Origin of the sequence: Sphingomonas sp. 179-I 2A4 NHS (assembly GCF_045369135.1) — a bacterium.
Lineage (GTDB): Bacteria > Pseudomonadota > Alphaproteobacteria > Sphingomonadales > Sphingomonadaceae > Sphingomonas.
Window position 1 is genome coordinate 1 of sequence record NZ_JBIQFL010000003.1, and the last position, 19,991, is coordinate 19,991.

Below are 19,991 nucleotides of genomic sequence, written 5' to 3' on the forward strand. Positions count from 1 at the left end.
GCGGGGTGGAGCAGCCCGGTAGCTCGTCAGGCTCATAACCTGAAGGTCACAGGTTCAAATCCTGTCCCCGCAACCAACACCATAGAACGACAAACGCCGCCCTTCGGGGCGGCGTTGTCGTTTCTGGCCAAGGTTATCAGGCGCGATACCTTCGCCTTCACCCTCTCCCCGAGGCTTGCAGCCTTGTGGGCAGATCATTCACGCTCTTGATGAGTGTCGTCAGAATCTCCGCGGCCTCGCCGCGGGTCGCGATCCGCGCACCGTACAGGACGAGCGCTAAACCGTTGTCGGATTGATCAGCTGAAGCGCTGCAGCGGGAGGACGTGCCCCGCGGCGATGAAATAGTTCTCATCCATGTAGCGCGCGATTGCCTGGTTCACGCGGCCTGCGGCATCGCGGAAGCGGCGGCCGAGGGGATGCTCGGGCACGATGCCGAGGCCGACCTCGTTGGTGACAATGGCAAGCGGCAGCGGCGACCCTGTGATTGCCCCGAGAAGATCGGCGGTGTGCCCCTCGATGTCTGCTTCAGCCATCATCAGGTTCGACAGCCACAAGGTCAGGCAATCGACCATGATCGCGCCGCCGGTGACGGATCGGATCGCATCCGGCAGCGCGACCGGGCATTCGACGGTGCGCCAGCGCCCGCTTCGCTCCGCCTGGTGATGGGCGATACGCTCGGCCATTTCTGCGTCGCCCGCCTCTGCCGTGGCGAGATAATGAAGCGGGCCTGGATGGCGCTCGGTAGCATGGAGCGCGAGGCGGCTTTTGCCTGAGCGGGCACCGCCGAGGAACATGATCTTCACGATGGTCTTGCCTTCCGCTCCGCTGATCCGATAGGGCGCCAGCGCGACAGGTTTCCAGAGATGGAATCAAAAGGGAATCCGGACGCGAGCGTCAAGCTCGCCATCCGGAGCTGTCCCCGCAACTGTGACCGGCGAGCGTTGCTCCTCGTGTGCCACTGGATCGATTGCGATCCGGGAAGGCCGAGCAAGGCGATGACCCGGGAGCCAGGAGACCTGCCTGTCGCGGTTGTCCTTCGCGCGGACGGGGTGTTCCGGGCGATCGAGGTTCTTCCTCGCGTGACGACGTCGTTGGGGTCGTGCGCGACGGAACAGCTGTTCCGCGAAGCCGTGGCGCGTGCCCCGTTGTTGATGCGAGGGGGAAACGCCTTGGAAAATCGTGCCTATCTGATCCTGCTGCCGTGCATTGCGGCGGCCACGCCTGCACTTGCGCAAAGCGCCCAATCCACGTTCGGCCTTGAGCAGGCGACTGCCGGCGGGGAAGATATCCTCGTCACGGCCAACCGCGCGGCGCGCCCTGCCTCCACGATCGGCCAGGCAGTGACGGTGCTGGATGCCGAGACGATCGAACGGCGGCAGGCAACGATCGTATCCGACCTGTTGCGCCAGACGCCCGGTGTCACCGTCGTCCGCAATGGCGGCGCTGGCACGTCCACATCGGTCAATATCCGCGGGGCGGATAGCGACCAGACGGTCGCGCTGATCGACGGGATCAAGCTCAACGATCCGTCCTCCACGGGGGGCGGGTTCAACTTCGGCAATCTGCTGATCGGCAACATTGCGCGCATCGAGGTACTACGCGGCGCACAGTCCGTATTGTGGGGCAATCAGGCGATCGGCGGCGTGGTGAACCTGATCACGCGCCAGCCGACGGAGGAACTGGCGGTCAACGCCCGCGCCGAGGGCGGATGGCATAATAGCGGCCAGGCCTATGCAAATGTCTCGGGCAAGTCGGGGCCGGTTTCGGCAAGCCTCGGCGGCGGTTATTTCACGACGGATGGGGTCTCGACCTTCGCAGCTGGGAGCGAGCGCGACGGCTTTCGCAACTATACCGGGAACGCGAGCCTGGGGATCGAACTGGCCAGCAACGTCTCGCTGGACCTGCGCGGTTTCTACGGCAACGGCCGGACCGACATCGACGGCTTCCCGGCGCCGAGCTTCACGTTCGGCGACACGCGGGAATTTGGCGATAGCGAGCAGTGGGTTGCCTATGCCGGCTTGAATGCAGCGCTGTTCGACGGCCGCTTCCGCAACCGCTTTGCGTACGCCCGGACCGAGACGGACCGGCGCAACATCGATCCGGACGGCACCCCGACCGAGACCTTCCGCGGGATCGGCCGTAACGAGCGGCTGGAATACCAGGGCACGGCCGATCTCGGCTCTGCCGTCTTCACCACGTTCGGCGCCGAGCGCGAAGTCTCGCGCTTCTCCTCGTCGAGCTATGGCGGCCCCGTGACGCGCGGCCGCGCGCGGATCTTCAGTGTCTATGGCCAGTTGGTGGTGACGCCGATCGGCGGGCTGACCGCGACCGCCGGGCTGCGGCACGACGACCATAATGTGTTCGGCGGCGCGACGACCTTTGCGGGCAGCGCTGCTTACTCACCCAATGGCGGCGCGACGACGGTGCGCGCGAGCTATTCGGAAGGGTTCAAGGCGCCGACGCTGTACCAGCTGCAGAGCGAATATGGGAATGGCGCGCTTCGGCCGGAGCGGTCGCACGACTGGGATGCGGGGATCACGCAGCGGGCGCTAGGCGGTGCGCTGGAGGCGAGCGCGACGTACTTTCATCGCAAGTCCTCCGACCTCATCACCTTCATTTCGTGCCCACCGCCGCGGACCGGGATATGCGCCGGCCGGCCAAGCGGCACCTACGACAATATCGCGCGGACGGTTGCACAGGGCGTCGAGGCGACGCTGCTGCTGCGGCCGACCAACGACTTCACGGTGAGTGCGAGCTACACCTACCTCGACGCGAAGAACCGGTCGGTCGGCACGGCGAACTTCGGGCGCGATCTGGCGCGTCGGCCCGACACCAGCGTGACGGTGAACGCCGATTATCGCTGGCCGCTCGGCCTGACCACCGGCGCGACGATCACCGCCGTTGGCGACAGTTTCGACAATGCCTCCAACGCGCGGCGGCTGGACGGTTATGTCATCGCCGACGTGCGGGCCGCCTTCCCGATCAACGAGCATCTGGAGCTGTACGGCCGCATCGAGAATGCGTTCAACGAGCGCTATCAGACGGTCTACCAATATGGTCAGCCGGGGCGCGGTGCATTCGCCGGCGTACGCCTGACGTACTGAGGCGATGACCGACGCGCGCGCCCTCGCCACGTTCTGCGCCCATGGTGGGCGCGTGGGGGAGGCGCGCGCGCTGTTCGGCCGCGAAGACTGGATCGATCTTCCAACGAGGTGTGCCTCGCGGACGTGAAGCGCTGTTCACCAGCCTCTTCCGTGAAGATGCGGGGGCGGACTATGGAGGTGGCGTTCCAGTATCGCGCACTGCTGATGCGGTTCTGCTTACCCTACCCGGGATCACGCCATTTATGCCCTTCCTGCTCGTCCGCCCCGCGGCGCTTCTGGGCAGCACAACAATCTGTCTTCTGTTCCTGTGGTGGATCAGGCGCTTCCTGCAGCAACGGATCGGGGGGAGCACGGGCGATTGCCTGGGCTTCGCGGCTTACATGGGCCAGCTTTCCGTGCTGCTCTGCGGGGCAGTGCGGTGAGCGGGCGCGTCCTCCTCGTCCGCCATCCGCCGGTTGCCAAGGCCTGGGCCGGTCGTTGCTATGGCCGATCCGACATGGGTTGGAGCCGCGAGGGGATGCGGATGGCGGGCGAGCTGGCCGACCGGCTGGCGGCGGAGCCGCACTCGCTCATCGTCCATTCGGGGGCGATCCGAACGCGTCAGCTGGCCGAAATGGTGCGCAAGCGCTCAGGCCGGCCGGTCGTTTCCGATCCGCACTGGCTGGAACGCGATTTCGGTGGGTGGGAAGGGCGAAGCTGGACCGCGATCTGGCGCGAAACGGGTGCGCTGATGGACAAGATGATGACGGCGCCCGCGACCTTCCGCCCCGGCGGCGGCGAAACGGGCGCGGCGCTGATGCGGCGCGTTCATGCCGCCTGGCGCGACCTCAGCGATCGCGAGGATATCGTGGTGGTGACCCATGGCGGCCCGATCGCGGCGCTGCGGGCGCTGCTGACCGGCCATCCGCTGGAAAAGATGATCGAGCTGGTGCCGCCCCATGGCGCGATCATCGAAGTGCGGCGTGACGGCTCGTCGGCGCCGCGCGAGCTGTAAGAGCGTCGCGGCGGCGCCGATCAGATGCGGCGAGCGAGGGCAGGGAAGGCGGCCTTGAAGGCGGCGACCTTCGGCTTGTCCCAGCGGACGATATAGGGGTGATTCGGGTTGCGATCGTAGAATTGCTGGTGGGACGCTTCCGCCGGGAAGAACTGGCCGGTTTCCAGCTTGGTGACGATCGGCTTCGGGAACGCCTTCGCACGGGTCAGCTGCGCGATATAGGCGCTGGCGACTTGCCGCTGGGCAGCGTTCTGCGGGAAGATCGCCGAGCGGTAACTGGGGCCGCGATCGGGGCCCTGCCCGTTCACCTGCGTCGGATCATGCGCAATCGCGAAATAGACCCGAAGCAGCGTCGCATAGCTGACCTGGCGGGGATCGTAGACGATGCGGATGGCTTCGGCGTGGCGCGTGCCCTCGGTCGACACAGCGGCATAGTTCGCGGAGGCCCGGTCGCCACCGGCAAAGCCGGACGTAACCGAGCGCACGCCTTTGACGCGTTCGAACACCGCTTCCATGCCCCAGAAGCAGCCGCCGGCGAGGACGGCGGTCTGGAGACCGGGGGCGGGAGGAATGTCGCGCTGCGCAGCCGGGATCGGCACGGCGCGCTCGGCGGCGACGGGGGCGCTGCAGGCGCTGGCGGCTGCGGCGGCAAGTAGCGGGATCAGGAAGCGACGCATGACGCCGATATGGGGAGCCCCTGAACGGAGCGGAAGATCAGCGTACCTGCTCGATCGGCGCGCCGGTGACCGGATCGGTGACGGGCGTCAGTGCGAACAGGCCAACGGCGCCGAGCACGAACCCGCCGGCGAACTGCCACAGGAAGCTGGATTTGAGAAAGCGGGTCATCGTCTTGGCTCTTTTATTCGTTGATCCGATGGCAACTTCTGCCACCGGTTTGCTGAACGATGCATGGAAGCGCCGTTCATCGTGGGTTGCGATATAGGTACGCCCGTCTTTCGACTGAATGTCGAAGCGGGAAAGCAATCGTTTCCGATGTCACACCAATGATTGGTGCCAGCTTCTATTGCACTGGCACCGAACGAGGATCAGCGCAGCATGGCGCAGGCCTGCTGAATGCGGGTGCATGCCTCGCGAAGCACGTCCTCACCCGTGGCATAACTGATGCGCATTGCCGGGGAGAGGCCGAAAGCCACGCCCTGCACGGCGGCAACCCGCGCTTCTTCCAGCAGATATCCGACAAAGTCACTGTCGGTCTCGATCTTCTGTCCCTTCGGCGTCGTCTTGCCGATGAGGCCGGAGACTTCGGGATAGACGTAGAAGGCGCCTTCCGGCGTCGGGCAGGTGATACCGGGCGTGTCGTTCAGCATGCCGACGACGAGATCGCGGCGCGCCTTGAACGCGGCGTTGCGCTCGGCGAGGAAGGACTGGTCGCCGTTCAGCGCCGCCGTCGCCGCAGCCTGAGCGATCGAGCAGGGGTTGCTGGTCGATTGCGACTGGAGCTTCGCCATCGCCTTGATCAGCCACTGCGCGCCGCCGGCGAACCCGATGCGCCAGCCCGTCATCGCATAAGCCTTGGAGCAGCCGTTCACCGTCAGCGTGCGCTCGTAGAGCGACGGGCAGACCTCAGCGATCGTGGCGAACTGGAAATCGTCATAGACGATATGCTCGTACATATCGTCGGCGAAGATCCAGACGTGCGGATGGCGTTCCAGCACCTCGCCCAGTGCCTTCAGCTCGGCGGCGGTGTAGGCGGCGCCGGTCGGGTTCGACGGCGAATTCAGGATCAGCCACTTGGTGCGCGGCGTGATCGCGGCCTCCAGCATCGCCGGCGTCAGCTTGTAGCCATGTTCCGGCCCGGCCGCGACGACGACGGGCGTGCCGCCGGCGAACTGAACGACATCCGGATAGCTGACCCAGTAAGGGGCGGGCACGATCACCTCGTCGCCCGCCTCGACCGTGGCGACCATGGCGTTGAACAGGGTGTGCTTGCCGCCGACGTTCACGCTGATCTGGGCGGGCGTGTACTCAAGGCCGTTGTCACGCTTGAACTTGGCGGCGATCGCGCTCTTCAGCTCGGGCGTGCCATCCACGTTGGTGTATTTCGTCTGGCCGCGGCGGATCGCCTCAATCGCGGCTTCCTTGACGAAATCGGGCGTGTCGAAATCAGGCTCGCCGGCGCCCAGGCCGATAACGTCGATGCCGGCACGCTTCAGCTCCTGCACCTTGGTGGTGATCGCCAGGGTCGGCGATGGGCTGATGCGATCGAGCGCGGCGGACGTCTTCATGATGGGGCGGCTCCTGTAAGCGCCGCGGGCTATAGCGACCGCTGATCCGATTTCGCAACTGCGAGCAACGCAGGGATCAAACCGCGCAACGCATTTCCGACGAAAAGTTCCCCGGAAAGATCGGCGGTGGTCAAATCCTGTTCCACCGCACGGCCGGACTCGATCAGCTCCTCGCGTAGCACGCCCGGCAGCAGGCCGCGGCGGAGCGGGGGCGTCAGCAACACGCCGTTGCGGCGGAGGAAGACGTTCGTGAAGCTGCCTTCCGTCACGAAGCCCTCGGGATCGAGGAACACGATCTCGGCCGTCCCCGCGGCGCGGCGCGCGGCATCGTAGAAGCTGCGATCGCTGGTCTTGTGGCGCAGGCGATAGTCGCGGCAGTCGACCGGTAGCGGCGCGACCGCGATGGCGAGCGGGCGATCCGACAGGGCGGGCATGGGCGCCACCTCAATCGCGATCCGGCCCGCGGCGCTGGCGACGAGGCGGATCTTGGCCGGCTGGCGCAAGCGGAAGGTCGCAGCCTGAAGCTCGTTGCGGGCATCGTGCCGATCGAAGGCGAAGCCAAAGGTAAGCGCGCTGCGCTTCATGCGCGCCAGATGCCGCTCGGCCAGCACGATGCCGGCGTCTGGATCGAACGCCATGGTCTCGATCAGGTCCGGCGGGCGCTGACCATGGGTGAGAAAAGCGCCCTTGGCGAGCGCCTCGTCCCACTCCGCGTCGGCGCGGCTATCCGCGACGATGCCGCCGCCGAGGCCGAGCGTTGCGTGATCCTCGTCCGCATGGATGGCGAGGGTGCGGATCGCGACGTTGAATTGTGCGCTGCCGCCGGGATCGAAGCGCCCGATCGCGCCGGTATAGGCGCCGCGGGGGGAATGTTCGACATCACCGATGACTTGCATCGCGCGTACCTTTGGGGCGCCGGTGATCGAGCCGCACGGGAACAGCGCCGCCAGCACGTCGACGGCGTCCTGCCCCGGCGCGAGCGTGGCGGTGACAGTGGAGGTCATCTGGTGGACGGTGGGATAGGGTTCGACCGCAAAGAGTTCGGGCACGGCGACGCTGCCAGCGATCGCGACGCGCGAGAGATCGTTGCGCATCAGATCGACGATCATGAGGTTCTCGGCGCGCTGCTTCTCGTCGCTGGCAAGGTCGTCCGCGACGGCAGCGTCGACCTCGGGATCGGCGTGCCGGCGGGCGGTGCCCTTCATCGGGCGGCAGGTCAGCGTTCCGCCGTCGAGGCGGAAGAAGAGCTCCGGCGAGAAGGACAGGAGCGTGTCCTGACCGGTGGCCACGATCGCGCCCCAGCCGGCCTGCGCGCGGCGGCGTATCGCCGAATAGGCGGCGAGCGGATCGCCGAGGATCGACACCGATGCGCGGAAGGTGAGGTTCGCCTGATAGATGTCACCGGCCGCGATCAGATCGAGCACTTGGGTCAGTGCTGCGTCATAGTCAGTGCGCGTGATCGCGGGCTGGGGCTCGCCGATCCAGGCGCCGGACGGATCGGGGAGCCAGGTTTCCGGGTCAGCGATTTCTTCCATCGCATCGAACAGGCCGAACCAGAGGAGCGGCATCGCGATCGAGCCGGGCGTGCCCGCGCGTGGCTCGAAGGCGACACCTGCTTCATAGGCGAGGAAGCCGGCGGCGTGGCGCCCGGCGGCGACAGCAGCGCGTATCCGCTCCAGCGCCGGACCGACGGCATCTGCCGAGCGAGCCTCGATGATCTCGAGCGGCTGGCGATACAGCCGGGCTGCGGCGCCCTGTGGCCGGGCATCGTCAAGCAGCACGAACGGCGCAGCAAGAGGCGCGTCTGGCGACATGTGCCGGCAATGCCCGCGCTTCCGCCGGGCGGCAACCCCGTCCATGGTGCTTGCGGGCGCGGAAAGACCGGGGCAAGCACGGTAAATGCTTCGATCTGCCTTTGCTGCGCTGGCCGTGACCGCGCTTCCCGCCGCCGCCCAAGTCGCCAAACCCGCCGCCATCACCGCCGAGGAAGTGCCGGCGATCCCGGTCGCGCTTGCCGAGCAGGTCCGCCCCTATCTCGAGGCGCGCTCGGCCGGGGCGGTCGACTGGAACCCCGTCGACCGGTCGCTGCTGATTTCCACGCGTTTCGCCAATGTCGCCCAGCTGCACACGGTGGCTTCGCCGCTGGCGATGCGGCGCCAGATAACGTTCGAGACCGATCGGGTGGGGGGCGCGAGCTACTCCAAGAGCGGTGACGTCCTCGTCGTGCAGAAGGATACCGGCGGCGGTGAATTCTATCAGCTCTACACGCTGAAGGATGGCCGGCTGACGCTGATCACCGACGGCAAGAGCCGCAACCAGTTCGGTGCGTTCAGCCACGACGGGAAGCTGGTGGGCTATTCCTCCACGCGCCGCAATGGCACGGACAGCGACCTCTACGTGGTTGACCCGCGCGATCCCAAGACCGACCGGCTGGTCGCCCAGGTGAAGGGCGGCGGCTGGGGGATCTCGGACTTCGCGCCGGATGGGAAGTCCGCCGTTGTTGGCCAATATGTCTCCGTCCAGAAATCGAACCTCTACTCGCTCGACTTTGCGAGCGGCACGCTGACGCCGATCACGGATCCTAAGGGCACGGTATCATGGGGCAATGCGCGCTTTGCTCCGGACGGCACCTTGTGGGTGACGAGCGACCAGGGCTCGGACGTGCAGCGGCTCGGCACGCTCGATCCGCGCACGCGCAAGTTCACGCCGGTGACGCCGCCGGCGAAGTGGGACATCGACGAGTTCGAGATCGCCGACGACGGCAGCTTCATCGCTTATGTGACCAATGAGGCGGGCGTGGGCCGGCTGAAGCTGCTCGATCCCAAGACCCGGCAGATGCGCGAGGTGACCGGGCTGCCGGAGGGTGTCGTCGGTGGCATCTCGATCGCGCCGTGGGGCGCGGTCGCGGTGACGGTGAGCAGCGCGAACACGCCGGGGGACGCCTTCGTGGTCGATCCCGCAACGCTGGCGGTGACGCGCTGGACGGAGAGCGAGACGGGCGGGCTGGATGCGGCGAAGAATGTGGCGCCTGAACTCGTGACGGTGAAGAGCTTCGACGGGGAGCCGGTAACCGGCTTCCTCTATCGACCCGACTCGGCCAAGTTTCCGGGCAAGCGCCCGCTGCTGATCGACATCCATGGCGGGCCGGAGGGGCAGACCCGGCCGAGCTATCGCGGGGCGGCCAATTACTATCTGAAGGAGCTTGGCATCGCGCTTTTCTATCCGAACGTTCGCGGCTCGACCGGCTTCGGCAAGCGCTTCGTCAGCCTCGATAACGGCCCGTTCAAGCGCGAGGATTCGGTGCACGACATCGGCGCCTTCCTGGATCACTTCGCCAAGGATGCGGCGATCGATGCCGCGCGCATCGGCGTGCAGGGCGGCAGCTATGGCGGGTACATGTGCTACGCCTCGGCGATCCGTTACGGCGCCCGGCTGAAGGGCGCGCAATGCACCGTCGCCATCTCCAATTTCGTGACCTTCCTCGAGAATACGCAAAGCTATCGCCGTGACCTGCGCCGCGTGGAATATGGCGACGAGCGTGATCCCAAGCAGAAGGCCAAGCTGATCGAGATTTCCCCGATGACGCGGGTGAACGAGATCAAGGTGCCGCTGCTGGTGGTGACCGGGGCGAATGATCCGCGCGTGCCCAAGTCCGAGGCGGACCAGCTGGTCGCGGCGGTGCGCCAGGGTGGCGGCACCGCGTGGCACATCGTCGCGGCGGACGAAGGTCATGGGTTCGCCAAGAAGGAAAACCGCGATTATTCGACGCTGGCAGTGCTCACCTTCTGGCAGCGCTACCTGCTCGGGGAGAATGCGAAATGAGTGAGCCCGCGCTGAAGGCGATGATCGTTCCGGTCACGCCGATCGAGCAGAATTGCACGCTGATCTGGTGCACGCGCACCATGAAGGCGGCGGTGATCGATCCCGGCGGCGACGTGCCGCGGATCAAGGCGGCGCTGGGGCAGGCCGGCGTTACCGTCGAGAAGATCCTGCTGACGCATGGCCATATCGACCATGCCGGCGCAGCGAAGCCGCTGGCGGACGAGCTGGGAGTGCAGATCGAAGGCCCGCATGAGGACGATCGTTTCTGGCTGGAGCGGCTGGAAGAGGATGGCGCCCGGTGGGGCATCGTCGGCGTGCCGTTCGAGCCTGATCGCTGGCTGAACGACGGCGATACGGTGACGGTGGGCGATCTGACGCTCGACGTCTATCACACGCCCGGACACACCGCGGGGCACGTGATCTTCCACCATCCGCCGTCGAACTTCGCGCAGGTCGGCGACGTGCTGTTCCAGGGTTCGGTGGGCCGGACGGACCTGCCACAGGGGAATCACCAGCAGCTGGTGAACTCGATCGTCACCAAGCTGTGGCCGCTGGGCGCCGAGACCGCGTTCATCCCCGGGCACGGCAAGCCGTCGACCTTCGGGCACGAGCGGCAGTGGAACATGTTCGTCAGCGACGACGCGCTGTCTGACTGACCCTGATCACGCAGCCCACGACGCGATGATATGACCGAAGCCGAGTTCATCGCTGCGCTTCGCCGGCTGCCGCTCCACAAGGGCGCGCTGGGGCTGGCGGACGATGCCGCGCGGCTGGGCGAGTTCGTCCTCACTACCGATACGTTGGTGGAGGGGGTGCATTTCCTGCCCGACGATCCGCCCGGCGACGTGGCGTGGAAGCTGGTTGCGGTCAGCCTGTCCGATCTCGCCGGCAAGGGCGCGCGGCCGGAAGGCGTGCTGCTGAACTATCCGCTGTCGGGCGGGGAATGGGACCGGCGGTTCCTGGCGGGGCTGGATGCGTGCCTTTCCGCCCTCGACTGCCCGTTGCTGGGTGGGGACACGGTGTCGCTGCCTGCGGGCGCGCCGCGGGTGCTGACGGTGACGGCGTTCGGTGCGGACGCCGCCGCGCCGCCGCGTTCGGGCGCCAGGCCGGGAGATGCACTGTGGGTGACCGGGACGATCGGTGACGCGGGCGTTGGGCTGAAGGTCGCACAAACGGGTGACGGACCGTCCACGCTGCTGGCGGTCTATCGCCGGCCGCGGCCCCGGCTGGCCGAAGGGCGCGTCCTGGGGCCGATCGCGCATGCGATGATGGACGTCTCCGACGGCCTGCTGATCGATGCATGGCGGATGGCGGCGGCAAGCGGGCTCGAGGTGACGATCGCGCTCGATGCGGTGCCACTGTCGTCAGCCTATCGCGCGTTCGCCGGGGACGATGTGCTGGCCGCGGTGACGGCTGGCGACGATTATCAATTGCTCTGCGCGCTGCCGCCGGATCAGCGGCCGACCGGCCACGCGACGCGGATCGGGCACTTCGCTCCGGGCAAGGGCATGGTGTTGACGCAGAGCGGGCAACCGGTGCCCCCGCCGGCGCGCCTCGGCTTCGAACACCGCGCCTGATCGCCATCCGTGAGGGCCGGCCAGCCCTTCACGAACCCGCGCTTGCGCTTTCGCTTCAGGCGGTTACGCTCCACCCCACAATAGAAGTTCGGCGGCGCTCATCAAAGATGAGGCCTACCAGCGCATTGTTTAGGGGAAGGAACGCGATGACCACGGTCTACATCGCCATCCTCTGCGGCCTGCTGGCCGTGGTCTATGGCATCTTTACGAGCCAACAAGTCCTACGTGCGTCGCCGGGAAATGCCCGGATGCAAGACATCGCCGCCGCCATCCAGGAAGGGGCGAAGGCCTATCTTGGCCGGCAATATACCACCATTGCCATCGTTGGCGTGATTGTCGCCGTGATCCTCGCCGCAACACTCGGCGCGCTTTCGACGATCGGGTTCGTGATCGGCGCGTTTCTGTCCGGTGTCGCTGGTTACGTCGGGATGAATATTTCGGTGCGTGCCAATGTCCGCACGGCGGAGGCAGCGCGCGGCAGCCTGCAGAGTGGCCTTACCATGGCGTTCCGGTCCGGCGCCGTGACGGGGATGCTCGTCGCGGGGCTTGGGCTGCTCGCGATCGCTGGCTTCTTCTGGTATCTGACCGGGCCCGCCGGCTACGCACCCAATGCGCGCGAGATCATCGAAGCGCTGACGGCGCTGGCGTTCGGCGCATCGCTGATCTCGATCTTCGCGCGCCTCGGCGGCGGCATCTTCACCAAGGCGGCGGACGTCGGCGCGGATCTCGTCGGCAAGGTTGAGGCTGGGATCCCGGAGGATGACCCCCGCAACCCCGCGGTCATCGCAGATAACGTCGGCGACAACGTCGGCGACTGCGCCGGCATGGCGGCCGATCTGTTCGAGACGTATGTCGTGACGCTTGGCGTGACGATGATCTCGATCGCGCTGCTGATCCAGGCATCGGCGGCAGAACTGATGCAGTTGATGAGCCTGCCGCTGATCGTCGGCGGCGTGTGCATCATCACATCGATCATCGGCACGTACATGGTGCGGCTGGGCGCGAACGGCTCGATCATGGGCGCGCTCTACAAGGGTTTCTGGACCTCCGCGGTGCTTGCCATTCCGGCGATCTATGTCGCGACGCAGATGACCCTGGGGGATCTCAATGCGACGATCGGTGCGTCGGGCTTCCTCGACGCACAGACGGATACGGTGGTGAGCGGGGCGGGCGACCTGGTCGTCACCGACATCACCGGCGCACCCGGGGCGGATGCCTTCACGGGCATGGATCTGTTCTGGTGCATGATGATCGGCCTGGCGGTGACCGGCCTCATCGTCTGGATCACCGAATATTATACCGGCACCAATTATCGCCCGGTGAAGTCGATTGCCAAGGCCAGCGAGACCGGCCACGGCACCAACGTGATCCAGGGGCTGGCGATCAGCCTCGAAGCCACCGCGCTGCCGACGCTGGTGATCGTTATCGCAGTGGTGGCCGCGTACAAATTGGCAGGCATCATCGGCATCGCTTTCGGGGCGACATCGATGCTGGCGCTGGCCGGCATGGTCGTGGCGCTGGATGCCTATGGCCCAGTGACCGACAATGCCGGCGGCATCGCCGAAATGGCCGGCCTGGAGGATGAAGTCCGCCAGAAGACCGATGCGCTGGACGCGGTGGGCAATACCACCAAGGCAGTGACGAAGGGGTATGCCATCGGATCGGCTGGCCTTGCGGCACTGGTGCTGTTCGGGGCGTACACAACCGACCTCCAGACGTACTTTCCGGACATCCAGGTCGATTTCAGCCTGTCAAATCCGTACGTCATCGTCGGTCTGCTGCTCGGCGCGCTGCTACCCTATTTGTTCGGCGCGTTCGGCATGACGGCAGTGGGCCGCGCCGCCGGCAGCGTGGTGGAGGAAGTCCGCGGCCAGTTCCGTGACAATCCGGGCATCATGGAGGGGACGAGCCGGCCCAACTATGGCCGTACCGTCGACCTCGTGACGCGCGCGGCGATCAAGGAGATGATCATCCCCTCGCTGCTGCCGGTGCTGTCACCGATCGCGCTGTACTTCATCGTCACGGCGGTGGACGGGCAGGCATCGGGCTTCGCCTCGCTTGGTGCCATGCTGCTGGGCGTGATCGTCTCCGGCCTCTTCGTCGCGCTGTCGATGACGAGCGGCGGCGGCGCCTGGGACAATGCCAAGAAGTATATCGAGGACGGCAACCATGGCGGCAAGGGATCCGACGCGCACAAAGCAGCGGTGACCGGCGACACGGTGGGCGATCCGTATAAGGACACCGCGGGTCCGGCGGTGAACCCGATGATCAAGATCACCAATATCGTCGCGCTGCTGCTGCTCGCGGCACTGGCGGCGGGCTGATCGCGACTGAAGATGGTTTCGGACGGGAGGGGCAGCGCTCCTCCCGGACCGGGCGGGGCGCGCTCTAGCGGCCCTGTGCGCGCCACTTCTGGATGGTGCGCTGGATGATCTCCTCCTCGTGGCCGACATCACGCCACAGCTTCGAGAAAACCGGGTCGGCGGAGGCCGGCCGCTTCGCTTCTTCCAGCTTGTCGAACGAGACGCGGATCGGGATCGCCACGCCTTCGCCGCAGATGATGCATTCCTGATTGCGCAGGGCGGGGATGGAATCGAGGAAGCCGCGCGCGCCTTCCGGCATGGCGGCGCGGACGAACGCCTGGTCGCGATCGTTGTTGAGGCGCATCGCGATGATCGTGCCGCATTGCGAGAGCACGCCTTCGGCCAGATCCGACGGGCGCTGAGTGATGAGGCCGAGCGAGACGCCGTACTTGCGGCCTTCCTTGGCGATGCGGCCGAGGATCCGGCCTACGGAGGATCCATCATCCTCGCGCGGGATGTAGCGATGCGCTTCCTCGCAGACGAGCAGGATCGGCCGCTGCGGCTCGTTGCGCGACCAGATGGCGAAATCGAACACCATGCGGCTGAGCACCGCGACCACCACCGAGGTGATCTCGCTCGGCACGCCGGACACGTCGATGATCGAGATCGGCCGGCCATCGCCGGGCAGGCGGAAGATGCGCTGGATGAAATCGCTCATCGTGTCGGCGACAAGCATGCCGGAGAACATGAAGCTGTAGCGCGGATCGGCCTTGATCTCGTCGATCTTGGTCTTGAGGCGAAGGTAAGGCGCGGTGCTGGTCGCCTTGTCCATCTTGCCCATCTCGAGCTGGATCAGGTTGGTGAGGTCGCTGAGCAGATACGGGACCGGCGCGTCGACCGTCATCTTCGGCATCTCGCTGCCGACGCGGCTCTTGGCGCGGGCGGCTAGAAGGCATTTGGCGAGGATGTCGGCATCCACCTGCCGTTCTGCGCCCTCTGTCGTCAGGAACACCTCGCAATGTTCCTCGAAGTTCATCAGCCAATAAGGCATCTGCAGGTTCGACACGTCATAGAGTGCGCCATTGCCCTTGAACGCGGCGGAATACTCGCCGTGCGGGTCGATCATGACGATGTGACCCTGCGGCGCGAGTTCGCAGATACGGTGCAGGATCAGCGCTGCCGACGTCGACTTACCGGTGCCGGTGGAGCCGAGCAGTGCGAAATGCTTGCCGAGCATCGCATCGACGTAAAGCGCGGCGCGGATATCCGTGGTGGGATAGACGTGGCCGATCTCGATGCTGGCGCGATCGTCCGCGGCATAGATCTGGACCAGATCGGCAGTGGAGATGGGATAGACCTCAGCGCCGGGCGCGGGGAAACGCGTGACGCCGCGGCGGAAATTGTAGAGCTTGCCGGTCAGCCGCTCCTCGTCGCCTTCACCGAGGAAATCGATGTGCGCCACGATGCGGCCGGTGGTGAAATCATCCAGCCGGAGCGACCGGACGTTGGCGATCAGCCATGAATTGCCGACGCGCAGCTTGATCTGGCCGCCGACCTGGCCGGTGGCAGCGGCGGCCGGATCAGGATCATGCGCGATCACCGCCATGGCGGCCGGATCGAACATCACCTGACTGGATGAGCCCGCAATTTCGAGCACAATACCAATAGCATCCGGCCCGGCGAGCGCGCGATCGGCGGCGTGAAGCGCGCGCGCCTCGAACGCGCCGGAAAGCGGCATCTCGGTCATTCGGGCATGTCCCGGGCGTTGCTCATCCGGCCACTCTTGGCGCAAAGATCGTAAATTAACCGTGAGTGCGAGCAGCGAAGTGCTTCAAAAGCGGCGCGCAATGCTTCCCGCGCCCCAGCCCAACAGCACTGACATGGCCACTGCGCTGAGGCCATAGGCGAGTGCGGCGCGGTCCGCGGCGCGTGCGACGAAGCGCTCGAAGCCGGATTTCTGAACCTCGATATCGCGCACCGCCGCTGCCAGAACCTTGCCGTCGCGGATCAGGAAGGTTTCCGCGGTAAAGCGGCCGACCGGCACGCGGGCAGGGATCGAGACGCGGGCGCGATACAGCACGCCCTCCGTGATCTCGACCGCGCCCGGCGCCTCGTAATAGAGGCCGGCGCGGCGGCGCAGATCGACGAGGCCGCGGGTGAAGCGATCCTGCACCGCAGAGGGCGCGGCGGACACCGGGGAGAGCTGCAGGCTGCCGAGGCCGAGCTCGTAGATCGCGCGCGTCCGATCGTCGACAATCTGGTCGATCGGCCGCGAGGAGGCGATGGCGTAGAAGCTTGGAGCCGAGCGATAGCGTAGCGCCTGCGCATTGACCCAGATGCCGGCGATCTTTTCCTTCTCGCGCACCGTGATCGACTGGGTAGGGCCCTTCACGACGATGACGAGATCGGTGCGATGCTCGTCGTCGGGCACCTTACCGCCGGGATAAAGGATCGCGCCGAACAACAGCAGTTCGGCGCCCGTGAAGCTGTAGGCGATCTGGATGTCGCGCTGTGACACGTCCGGCACGAGCACCGGCTTGGCCTGCGCCAGCAGCAGCGGCGCGGCGAGGGCGAGTGCGAGGCGCTTCACGAAAGCTCGACCGAGTAGATGTCCGACGGGCGCCATCCGAGGCCGAGCGCAATGCGGCCGGCGACCAGCAGCACCATCAGCGCAAGGGCGAGGCGAAGATACTCAGGCTTAGCGCGCGCGGCGAAGCGTGCGCCGACCTGCGCGCCGACGACCGATCCGAGCAGCAAGAGGCCGGCGAGGACGATATCGACCGCCTTGGTGGTGAGCGCGTGGACCATGGTGGCCGCGGCGGTGACGAACAGGATCTGGAACAGCGAGGTGCCGACAACGACCTGCGTTGCCATCCCGAGGAGGTAGATCATCGCGGGGACGAGGACGAAGCCGCCACCGATGCCGAGAAGGATCGTCAGGATGCCGGTCGCGAAGCCGAGCAGCAGCGGGGCGAGCGGCGAGATGTAGAGGCCAGAGCGATAGAAGCGCATGCGGAAGGGCAGCGCCGCGACCAGCGGATGATGCCGCCGGCGGCGCGGCGGCGCCGGGCGGCGGCCGCGCGTGACCGCGATGGCCTCGACCGACTCCTTCAGCATGAGGCCGCCGATCGTGGTGAGCAGCAGCACATAGGTGATGGCGATCGTGGTATCGATCTGCCCAGTCGCCTGGAGCAGCTGGAACAGCCATGCGCCGGCGACGGATCCGATGATTCCTCCGGCGACGAGCACGCCGCCCATCTTCATGTCCACCCCGTCGCGCCGCAGATAGGCCGAGACGCCCGAGACGCTGGCGCCGGTCACCTGGCTGGCGGCGGAGGCGGCAGCGACCGTGGGCGGGATACCATAGACGATCAACAGCGGCGTGGTGAGGAAGCCGCCGCCGACCCCGAACATCCCGGACAGCAGCCCGACCCCCGCGCCCAGCGCGATGATGACGAGCGCGTTGACCGACAGGTTCGCGATCGGGAGGTAAAGATCCATGGCCGCCCGGATATGCCTATCGGCCGCGAGGCGGAAGCGCCAGCGGTCAGAAATCGGTTCCGATCGAGAACGCCAGGCCGGACGATGGCGCGGCGCGGCCTGCCAGACGCTGGCGCCAGTCGAGCGAAAGGCGCAGGTTCTGGTCCGCGACCGGGAGGGCCAGCGAGGCGCTGGGACCGGCGTCAAGGCGTGACGCGCCGCGCTGCGCCCCGCCCCAGGCGCCGAGGCCGAGATCAAGACGCGCAGAGCCGAGGGTGGCGACCGGATGGTTCAGCCGCATCGCGCCGTCGATGAACCCTTCGACGCCATCACGTGCGATGGCGCCGCCCTGGGCATAGGCATCGAGTTGTAGCCGACCCGCGATCGGCGTCGGGCCGAAGCCGCCGATCACGTTGAGTGAGGGGCCGCCGCGTGCCTGTTCGATGCCGATGCGCTGTTCCGCGACGATGTGGATCGGAAGGTCAGTAGGCTGCCAGTCGAGGCCGATTGCCGCTTCGCGCTGGCGTGAGGCGAGTGCCGTGGAGAAGCGACCGGTGACGGCCAAGCGCCGGTTTGCGGTGATCGCATAGGTCAGCCGGACGCCCGCCTGGCTGCCGCCGAGCTGGGGCGCGAAGGGTGTGGCGTTGCCTGATCCGCGCACGATCATCCAGGCGCTGCCGGCGAGGCGCGACGGGGTGGGGCGGAGCGGTGCGGGCGTGGTGGGGATCACGGTTGCCGTGTCCACGCCGACGCTCGCCTGCGAAGCGATGAGGTAGGGGCGCAGGGCCGCAGCGACGGTTTCCGGCTGTGGCTGTGATCGTGGCGGTCGCGATGCGGGAGGAGCGACACGCGCCACGGAGGCCACGGTGGCTACGCCGGATGCCTCAAAAGTGGCGTGAGTGGCGGCGGGTGCTGCGGCAACTTCGGCGGGGATGGTGGCCGCTTCGATGGCGGTGGCGAGGTGCGGGAGGGTTGGTGGCTCGGGCCAATGCTGGGCGACGCGGGCGGCGGTCCAGAGGCCGAGGAGGGTGACGAGGAAGCGCAAGGGGCGGCCGCGCGCAGTGGCCGGCGCGCTCATTCGGCCGCTCCATCATGAGGCAGAACCGGGAAGACATGCGCCGTCTTGTCCCATTGTGGTTTGTTGCCGGCGAGGATCCGCGCGTATGTGGCGGCGGCACGGCGTGCGGCGAACAGCGCGATCACGTTGCCGACGACCGCGCGCGGCACCGACCACAATCCCTCGCGCCAGCCATAGAACCGCGTCGTGGTCGCGATCCGCCACATCAGGCGCCAGCACAAAAGGGCTGCGTTGACCATGAGGATGGCGGCCATCCCGGGCCCGACCGGCGGCGGGGCGGTGCCGAGCAGGAAATGGAGGATGATCGAGAACGGCCAGGCAAGGATCGCCACATAGGCGGCGAGGAGCACGATGACGGCGAGCGGAGCGCGACGATCGCGCATGCGCATCCAGTGTTCCGCGACATGCCACCAGCGGCCCCAGCCGATGCGATCCCAGCCGGCGAGCGCGATGCCCGTCATCCAGCGCGCCTTCTGCCGCACGGCCGCATTGGGCGTGGCGGGGAAGAAGGCGCGGACGCACACGAGCGCCCCATCGGCATCGGTGACGCGTGCAAAGCACGCCCTGTGGCCGAGCGCGTGGGCGCGCAGGCCGAGTTCGTAATCCTCCGTCAGGCTCGCCTCGTCGAACGGCGTGCCATACGCCGCTTCCAGTTCGGCGAGGACGTCGCACGTCACCGCGCAGCCGACGCCGGAGAGCGGAAGGCCGGCGCCCATCGCGGCGCGCAGGCCCATCTGGCGGCCATGCGATTCGGCGAATTCGTCCGCATAATGGCCCGACACCATCCGCGCTGCGGGATCGATCAGCGGCAGGACCGGGATCTGCACCAGCCCGCACGGGCCGAGCAGCGCGTCGTGCACGGTGAGTTCGGCGGCGTGGACGACGTCTTCTGCGTCGTGGAGCACCACCGCGCGCGTGACCGTGCCGTCGCGTGCGTCGTCCGACCGAAGCGCCCGCCACAGAGTGTTGAGATTATCCGCCTTGGTGGTGGGCCCCGGCCGATCGCCGACCGCCAGCCGCACGCGCGAGTCGCGGCCGGCAATCGCCGATACGACCGCGATCGTGTCCCGATCATTGGGATAGCAGGCGACGTAGATGCGATAATCGGCATGATCGACGCGGGCCAGCGTGGTGGACAGCATCGCCCCGATCACGCCGGCCTCCTCCCAAGTCGGGACGAAGATCGCGAAGCGACCCGGGGTGACGGGATGCGGCAAGCTGGTAATGGCACGACGCGTGGTGCCGTAGACGAGGCGATGAAAGAACCAGGCGAGATCAACCAGGACATCGTCTGATCCACCCAGGCAAAATCCTACTGCGGCAAACAACGTCAACTCGACCAGCATGGCATCAAGCCACGCTGTGCCCGCCATCCACTGTAGCAATT

At 66.8% G+C, this 19,991-nt stretch carries 17 protein-coding genes and 1 riboswitch; of the genes, 7 read left to right on the forward strand and 10 right to left on the reverse strand.

Annotated features, from left to right (window positions below):
- Positions 1–296: 296 nt before the first annotated feature.
- Complete coding sequence (gene cobU / locus ACH0CP_RS06105) at positions 297–794, reverse strand: bifunctional adenosylcobinamide kinase/adenosylcobinamide-phosphate guanylyltransferase (RefSeq protein ID WP_294443262.1); 498 nt, start codon at positions 792–794, stop codon at positions 297–299.
- Between the two features lie 40 nt (positions 795–834).
- Positions 835–1,039: riboswitch (cobalamin riboswitch) on the forward strand.
- 130 nt (positions 1,040–1,169) lie between these two features.
- On the opposite strand from cobU, the gene ACH0CP_RS06110 reads away from it, so the two are divergent.
- From ACH0CP_RS06110 to ACH0CP_RS06120, 3 genes are read left to right on the forward strand one after another with little or no spacing between them, the layout of a single operon-like run.
- Complete coding sequence (locus ACH0CP_RS06110; RefSeq protein WP_294443259.1) at positions 1,170–3,104, forward strand: TonB-dependent siderophore receptor; 1,935 nt, start codon at positions 1,170–1,172, stop codon at positions 3,102–3,104.
- A 41-nt stretch (positions 3,105–3,145) separates the two neighbouring features.
- Positions 3,146–3,526, forward strand: a complete 381-nt coding sequence (locus ACH0CP_RS06115; RefSeq protein ID WP_294443258.1) for an adenosylcobinamide-GDP ribazoletransferase — start codon at positions 3,146–3,148, stop codon at positions 3,524–3,526.
- Positions 3,523–4,098 carry a histidine phosphatase family protein gene (locus ACH0CP_RS06120; protein WP_294443257.1) on the forward strand — a complete coding sequence of 192 codons (576 nt, stop codon included), beginning with the start codon at positions 3,523–3,525 and terminating at the stop codon, positions 4,096–4,098. The genes ACH0CP_RS06115 and ACH0CP_RS06120 overlap by 4 nt, the downstream gene beginning before the upstream one ends.
- 20 nt (positions 4,099–4,118) lie before the next feature.
- Here the strand turns inward: ACH0CP_RS06120 and msrA are convergent, their stop codons facing one another.
- The 4 genes from msrA to pabB all read right to left on the reverse strand — a co-directional run bounded on the left by msrA (position 4,119) and on the right by pabB (position 8,158).
- Complete coding sequence (msrA, locus tag ACH0CP_RS06125) at positions 4,119–4,775, reverse strand: peptide-methionine (S)-S-oxide reductase MsrA (protein WP_294443256.1); 657 nt, start codon at positions 4,773–4,775, stop codon at positions 4,119–4,121.
- Positions 4,776–4,812: 37 nt separating this feature from the next.
- On the reverse strand, positions 4,813–4,944 hold the full coding sequence (locus ACH0CP_RS06130; RefSeq protein WP_294443255.1) for a hypothetical protein: 132 nt from the start codon (positions 4,942–4,944) through the stop codon (positions 4,813–4,815).
- Between the two features lie 200 nt (positions 4,945–5,144).
- Positions 5,145–6,344: a pyridoxal phosphate-dependent aminotransferase gene (locus tag ACH0CP_RS06135; protein ID WP_294443254.1), complete on the reverse strand. Its 1,200-nt coding sequence runs from the start codon at positions 6,342–6,344 to the stop codon at positions 5,145–5,147.
- Positions 6,345–6,373: 29 nt separating this feature from the next.
- Positions 6,374–8,158 carry an aminodeoxychorismate synthase component I gene (pabB, locus tag ACH0CP_RS06140; protein ID WP_294443253.1) on the reverse strand — a complete coding sequence of 595 codons (1,785 nt, stop codon included), beginning with the start codon at positions 8,156–8,158 and terminating at the stop codon, positions 6,374–6,376.
- A gap of 85 nt (positions 8,159–8,243) precedes the next feature.
- Between pabB and ACH0CP_RS06145 the strand changes: the two genes are divergently transcribed.
- The 4 genes from ACH0CP_RS06145 (at position 8,244) to ACH0CP_RS06160 (ending at position 14,067) form a co-directional block, all read left to right on the forward strand.
- The gene (locus ACH0CP_RS06145) at positions 8,244–10,166 is read left to right on the forward strand and encodes a prolyl oligopeptidase family serine peptidase (protein ID WP_294443252.1); all 1,923 of its coding nucleotides are present in this window, start codon (positions 8,244–8,246) and stop codon (positions 10,164–10,166) included.
- Positions 10,163–10,822 carry an MBL fold metallo-hydrolase gene (locus ACH0CP_RS06150; RefSeq protein WP_294443251.1) on the forward strand — a complete coding sequence of 220 codons (660 nt, stop codon included), beginning with the start codon at positions 10,163–10,165 and terminating at the stop codon, positions 10,820–10,822. The genes ACH0CP_RS06145 and ACH0CP_RS06150 overlap by 4 nt, the downstream gene beginning before the upstream one ends.
- A gap of 30 nt (positions 10,823–10,852) precedes the next feature.
- The gene (thiL, locus tag ACH0CP_RS06155) at positions 10,853–11,743 is read left to right on the forward strand and encodes a thiamine-phosphate kinase (protein WP_294443250.1); all 891 of its coding nucleotides are present in this window, start codon (positions 10,853–10,855) and stop codon (positions 11,741–11,743) included.
- Positions 11,744–11,889: 146 nt separating this feature from the next.
- Complete coding sequence (locus ACH0CP_RS06160) at positions 11,890–14,067, forward strand: sodium-translocating pyrophosphatase (protein WP_294443249.1); 2,178 nt, start codon at positions 11,890–11,892, stop codon at positions 14,065–14,067.
- Positions 14,068–14,131: 64 nt separating this feature from the next.
- Here ACH0CP_RS06160 and ACH0CP_RS06165 read toward each other — a convergent pair whose 3' ends face one another.
- The 5 genes from ACH0CP_RS06165 to ACH0CP_RS06185 all read right to left on the reverse strand — a co-directional run bounded on the left by ACH0CP_RS06165 (position 14,132) and on the right by ACH0CP_RS06185 (position 19,977).
- Positions 14,132–15,793: an ATP-binding protein gene (locus ACH0CP_RS06165; RefSeq protein WP_294443248.1), complete on the reverse strand. Its 1,662-nt coding sequence runs from the start codon at positions 15,791–15,793 to the stop codon at positions 14,132–14,134.
- Positions 15,794–15,877: 84 nt separating this feature from the next.
- Positions 15,878–16,636 (reverse strand): TIGR02186 family protein, encoded by a 759-nt coding sequence (locus tag ACH0CP_RS06170; RefSeq protein ID WP_294443247.1) that lies wholly within the window; start codon positions 16,634–16,636, stop codon positions 15,878–15,880.
- A complete protein-coding gene (locus ACH0CP_RS06175; RefSeq protein WP_294443246.1) occupies positions 16,633–17,547 on the reverse strand; it encodes a sulfite exporter TauE/SafE family protein in 915 nt (304 codons plus the stop codon). Before ACH0CP_RS06175 ends, ACH0CP_RS06170 begins: the two co-directional genes overlap by 4 nt.
- A gap of 46 nt (positions 17,548–17,593) precedes the next feature.
- Positions 17,594–18,604 carry a hypothetical protein gene (locus ACH0CP_RS06180; RefSeq protein ID WP_294443245.1) on the reverse strand — a complete coding sequence of 337 codons (1,011 nt, stop codon included), beginning with the start codon at positions 18,602–18,604 and terminating at the stop codon, positions 17,594–17,596.
- Positions 18,601–19,977 carry a glycosyl transferase family protein gene (locus tag ACH0CP_RS06185; protein ID WP_294443244.1) on the reverse strand — a complete coding sequence of 459 codons (1,377 nt, stop codon included), beginning with the start codon at positions 19,975–19,977 and terminating at the stop codon, positions 18,601–18,603. The genes ACH0CP_RS06180 and ACH0CP_RS06185 overlap by 4 nt, the downstream gene beginning before the upstream one ends.
- Between the last annotated feature and the right edge of the window lie 14 nt (positions 19,978–19,991).